The organism is Campylobacter concisus, from assembly GCF_002912425.1.
In the GTDB taxonomy this organism is placed as follows: Bacteria; Campylobacterota; Campylobacteria; order Campylobacterales; family Campylobacteraceae; genus Campylobacter_A; species Campylobacter_A concisus_AH.
The window spans coordinates 1-3,885 of sequence record NZ_POYR01000064.1 but is presented as its reverse complement, the minus strand read 5'-3'; the positions used below and the strand labels follow the sequence as shown (position 1 = coordinate 3,885).

Here is a 3,885-nt window from a genome sequence, read left to right as displayed (position 1 = left end):
ATGATATATATACGCCAAATGTAACCTTAAAATACTTTTATGCAGATAATAGTGGGAATATAGTACCAGTAAAAACAATAGCTACTTATATATACGAAATAACAACTTTTGGTATTTCAGGCGATGAAGCAAGCGGAATAAAATTTTCTAGTTCAAATTTGGCAGCTGCCAAAGGTGGAAATAGATTTGAATTTATAAACAATAAATTTGAAAAAATAAGCAATCAAAGCAAGGATAAATAGATGAATACTCTAAAGAATTTAACAAATAAAGAAATGGTAGATAAAATAAGGGTTTATGCTGATATAGCTGACGTAAGTTATGCCTTTTTTGAATACATAGATGAGAATGAAATTTGGAGTGTATCTGATAAATTTCATAATGAGAGAATTTTAAAAAAACCAAATCCTAGATGGGACTATGCAGACAGCACATATCATGGTCACACCTTAGAAAAGCTCAACCAAAAAGCTAAAGAAAATGGACGTCAGTTAGGGCAGCCTACATCCTATGCTCTTTGCGTTGAAGCTAGATTTATGCAGGATTTAGTAATAAAACAACCAATAAATTCTAAAAAAGAGACAAAAGATATTAAGATCAATAATAAAATAAAGAACTTTATCTCTGTTTATGAAGATACAAAAGAACAACACATCTTCATAAACGAAGAAGGCTACCACCAAATCTCCAAACGCACCAAAAATTTCACATCAAGATTTAAACTTCTAAAACATCAAAAAAATGATGGGTTAGGTTTTAGTGCTACTCTCTTTGAAGATACAAAAGACAATGATAAAAGAATACTAGCTTTTAGAGGTACTGAGATCACTCCAGGAGACTTATATGCGGATGTTCAGCTGACAACGAATGAGATACCAGCACAAGTAAATTCTTTAATAAATTTCTTTTTAGATAGTGTTATACCTATATTAAAAGAAGGCGAAAAGATAAATATTTGCGGTCACAGCCTTGGTGGATACTTAACTCAGATATGTGCTTTTACCTTTGCTGAATATATAGATGAAATTTATACATTTAACTCGCCTGGGATATTAACAGATTATATGGCGACTAGAGCAGGTATCCCATATATTGATCTCATACCAAGGTTCATTAGAAAAGAGATCATATATCTTTTTAGTAAAAGAAATGTCCCATACTATGAAAAGCTTAAAGAAAATATATTCTTAGCAGATAAAGACCACACCTATCTACCAGCACCTTTAAATGTTAATAACATATATCACATGAAAACAGACAATGATAGCCTAGCCTTTAATAACAAACTCTATGAAAACGCTATACAAGACCTTGGGGTTGATATAAATGGCAATGAGGTGCTAATAAATATAGGCAATGTAGATGCGATACTAAAAACAGATATAAGTATAAGCTCGCACTTTCTTACCTATACAGCTGCTACACTATACTTTTTCTCATATCTTTTAGAAGAAAAAAATAATGACGAAAAAACAAAAAATGTAAGCTTAAAAGGCACATTTTTATATCTAAATGACTTTATGGAGCAAAACTATAAGCTTATATTTGATCTTGATACAAATTTATCTTTAGCATATAAAAATGAGACATCCTATATAGATAACAAAGCTACACTTCCACCTCTTTTATATAACAAAAACAAAAATTGGATGTTGCTTATACTAATAAATAACATAAAACACGACTTCAAGATATTAAATCACAATTTAGAAGACGAGCAAGAAGCCTTGATAATAGAAGATATATTTAAGCTTAGTGACAAGAAGCGATATACAAAGATAATAAGCAAAGATGAGATAGAGAAATTTAAAGAATATGGTTGTGAAACTATAGAAGATCAAAGGGCTATGCATAAGTGCAGGACATACAAGGTTGTAGATGAGAGCTCTAGCGATGTCACTAGCACTAAGGCAGAAGCTAGCAAGCTCTATACCTATGCTTCAAATTTCACAAGGTCGCTTTCATCACAAGATAACAAAGCATATTTTATGAAAAAATCAGAACAGACCTACTCTCTTTTATTTGACAACAGCACGCAGAGTGGCTCTATAAATTTATACGACGTAAAAGATAGAGGCGAGATAAAATTTGGCTTTTTATCAGCTAGCTCTAGCGTATATGTGGATAAAGATAAAGAGAGTTTAGCCATATTTACAAAAGATAAAGACATAGTGGATATTGAGAGACTATATGAGAAGATAAGAGATAAATTTGGCGTGGAAAACCCAGAAAACTACAAGGTCGATCTCTTTTTAAATGCCACACTTCTAAAAGGTGCAAATGAAGCCAAAGACTATAAATTTGGCTTTACAAATTTCAAAGATGAAAAAGAGCACGATCTATATGAAAACAAAGATGAACAAAAGCCCTTTTACTACTTTAGTCCAAGAGATGATGAAAGCTCTAAAGGCTCGCTTGATATCACAAATAAAAACACTAGCATAAGAGTGCTTGGGTATGATATAGATATGGGTAGTTTAGATGTAAAGCTAAAAAGAGCTAACAATGATGAGAAAAAAGAGAACCATATGCAAAACAAAGAGGCGCTAGATCATCAAAGCTTGCCTTTGGGTGCTACGGCTACAAATTTCACCGCTCACCCAGTCATAGAAGACGACATCATCACTTGCCCGCATGGTGGTCAAGTAGTGCTAAAAAGCAAAGCTGGCAGGAGTATCACATCTCAGGATATACCGCTTATACTAGGTAGGGGTAGCATTTTTTATAAAGAGATATATCTAGCCGCATAATAAATTAATAATATTATAAATATAATCACAATAAAATTAAAAGAAATTTTATATCTTGTATAGTTTTAAATTTAAAAGGATTTATGATGAAAAAAGTCAAGTTTATAGTTTTTATCTGCTTATTTATACTTCTACCACTTGCTTATTTTAATGGCTTTATAAGAATTTCTGATCTAACTAGCGAACAAGAGAGCATTGCTAAAAAGTATGGTGGTGTTTATGTATTTGATGAGAAGCTGGAGAAAGAGATAGATAAGCTTGAAGAGCTAAACAAAGGTATAAGAGCCAAAAGATCAAGCCTATATCAAGAGATAAAACAAGAACTAGATAACAATCAAAGCAAATATTTTCAAGAATTTAATAATAATAAGAGCAATTATATAGATATGGTTATGCAAGATATCTTTAAAGATAAATTTTGCAAAAGCGAATATGATGAATTTGTAGCTGCTGGCAAGGATATAATGAAAATAAGGCACGCTTGTATAAATATAAATGAAAGAGCTAGGGGTAAATTTATAGATGAAATAGTAGATAAAACGTATCATGTTTATGATAGGTTGTCTAACGGAAAGAGATACTACCTCAGATGGGTTGATTATGAAAATGAGACAAGAAAAAAAATAAAAACTCCACAAATTTACAAAGATAAAATAAAAGAATTTATTGGTAATGAAGATTATGAAAAATTTAAACCATCTTATGACTTGGGCTATTTTTATATCGATGATAATGATGAAGTAAGAGTAATCGATCTAAGTTTAGACTACTACGTTGTCGAAACAACATATACACTTTCAGGCGATGAAGCAAGTGGGATAAAATTTACCAAAAACAGATATATAAACGTAGCTGGAGATAACTATTTTTACTTGATAGACAATAAATTTCAAAAGGTTAATAAATAAATGAACACACTAAAAAATTTAACAAATAAAGATATGGTAAATAAGATAAAAGACTATGCTGATATAGCCGATGTTGCTTATGCGTTTTTTGAGTATATAGATGAGAATGAAATTTGGAGTTTTTCGGATAAATTTTGTAATTAATAAACCTTAACTAAGCATAATAAATTAATAATATTATAAATATAATCACAATAAAATTAAAAGAAATTTTATATCTTGTATAG

The 3,885-nt window shown here is 30.6% G+C and carries 4 protein-coding genes; all 4 read left to right on the top strand.

Annotation, left to right across the window (positions count from 1 at the left end; genetic code table 11):
* On the top strand, positions 1-242 hold a 242-nt coding region (locus CYP84_RS10715), incomplete at its 5' end, for a hypothetical protein (RefSeq protein ID WP_430393508.1).
* Positions 243-2,750 carry an Mbeg1-like protein gene (locus CYP84_RS03925; protein ID WP_103636747.1) on the top strand — a complete coding sequence of 836 codons (2,508 nt, stop codon included), beginning with the start codon at positions 243-245 and terminating at the stop codon, positions 2,748-2,750.
* An 86-nt stretch (positions 2,751-2,836) separates the two neighbouring features.
* Positions 2,837-3,658, top strand: coding sequence for a hypothetical protein (locus CYP84_RS03920; protein ID WP_103636746.1), 822 nt, complete (start codon positions 2,837-2,839; stop codon positions 3,656-3,658).
* Positions 3,659-3,802 carry a diadenosine tetraphosphate hydrolase gene (locus tag CYP84_RS03915; RefSeq protein ID WP_103636745.1) on the top strand — a complete coding sequence of 48 codons (144 nt, stop codon included), beginning with the start codon at positions 3,659-3,661 and terminating at the stop codon, positions 3,800-3,802.
* The last annotated feature ends 83 nt before the right edge of the window (positions 3,803-3,885 follow it).